This is a genomic window from Zooshikella harenae (genome assembly GCF_018837975.1).
GTDB classification, from domain to species: domain Bacteria; phylum Pseudomonadota; class Gammaproteobacteria; order Pseudomonadales; family Zooshikellaceae; genus Zooshikella; species Zooshikella harenae.
In genome coordinates this window covers 1-501 of sequence record NZ_JAGSOY010000377.1, presented here as the reverse complement: position 1 = coordinate 501, position 501 = coordinate 1, and the positions used below count along the sequence as shown (strand labels likewise).

General features: G+C 42.9%; 1 protein-coding gene. It reads left to right on the top strand.

What is annotated here, in order from left to right; genetic code table 11:
• The coding region (locus KCG35_RS26205; RefSeq protein ID WP_373687386.1) for a reverse transcriptase domain-containing protein at positions 1 to 501 on the top strand (501 nt) is incomplete at both ends.

The following is a 501-nucleotide window of genomic DNA, read 5'->3' as shown; positions in this document are numbered from 1 at the left end:
ATCATGTCTTACTTGAATAACGAAACGGCACCGATCGGTGTATCCGTTGAGCAACGTAATACACGACAAGAAACCTTCAATTTTGATTTATTTGAAGCGGTATTTAATTCCTTAAACCTTCAGCGCGCCTGGAAACAGGTTAAAGCGAATAAAGGTGCTCCAGGAATAGATGGCATGACGATCGCTGAATTCCCTCAGTGGGCAGTAATACACTGGGAACAGTGCAAACACGACCTTCTTACGGGGAATTATCGTCCTCAACCCGTCAAGCGCGTTGAAATCGATAAACCGGATGGTGGTAAAAGGCCGTTAGGTATCCCTACCGTCATTGATCGTGTTATTCAACAAGCTATCGTACAAATACTGTCTCCTTTAGTGGATAACACCTTTTCAGAAAATAGTTTTGGTTTTCGTCCTAAGCGAAGTGCTCACCATGCGATTAAGCACGTACAGAAAATCATTAAACAAAAACGGCCAGTAGCCGTTGATGTTGATTTATCG